The sequence below is a fragment of the Merdimmobilis hominis genome, from assembly GCF_016901855.1.
Taxonomy (GTDB): domain Bacteria; phylum Bacillota; class Clostridia; order Oscillospirales; family Ruminococcaceae; genus Paludihabitans.
In genome coordinates this window covers 1-801 of sequence record NZ_JACJKY010000058.1, presented here as the reverse complement: position 1 = coordinate 801, position 801 = coordinate 1, and the positions used below count along the sequence as shown (strand labels likewise).

1 rRNA gene is annotated in these 801 nt (G+C 51.8%); it reads right to left on the bottom strand.

The annotated features are described in order from the left end of the window. Positions 1-801, bottom strand: a 16S ribosomal RNA gene (locus tag H6A12_RS13025); the annotation flags it as partial.

Genomic DNA, 801 nt, shown 5'->3' with positions numbered 1-801 from the left:
AAAGCTTAATCTCTTAAGCGGTCCAAGGATGTCAAGACCTGGTAAGGTTCTTCGCGTTGCTTCGAATTAAACCACATACTCCACTGCTTGTGCGGGCCCCCGTCAATTCCTTTGAGTTTCAACCTTGCGGTCGTACTCCCCAGGTGGATTACTTATTGTGTTAACTGCGGCACGGAAGGGGTCAGTCCCCCCACACCTAGTAATCATCGTTTACAGCGTGGACTACCAGGGTATCTAATCCTGTTTGCTACCCACGCTTTCGAGCCTCAGCGTCAGTTAAAGCCCAGCAAGCCGCCTTCGCCACTGGTGTTCCTCCTAATATTTACGCATTTCACCGCTACACTAGGAATTCCGCTTGCCTCTACTTCACTCAAGAAAAACAGTTTTGAACGCTCTTATGGGTTGAGCCCATAGATTTAACATTCAACTTGCTTCCCCGCCTACGCTCCCTTTACACCCAGTAATTCCGGACAACGCTTGCCACCTACGTATTACCGCGGCTGCTGGCACGTAGTTAGCCGTGGCTTCCTCCTTGGCTACCGTCATTATCGTCACCAAGGACAGAGGTTTACAATCCGAAAACCTTCTTCCCTCACGCGGCGTCGCTGCATCAGGGTTTCCCCCATTGTGCAATATTCCCCACTGCTGCCTCCCGTAGGAGTCTGGGCCGTGTCTCAGTCCCAATGTGGCCGTTCAACCTCTCAGTCCGGCTACCAATCGTCGCCTTGGTGGGCCGTTACCTCACCAACTAGCTAATTGGACGCGAGTCCATCTCAAAGCGGATTGCTCCTTTGATATCAT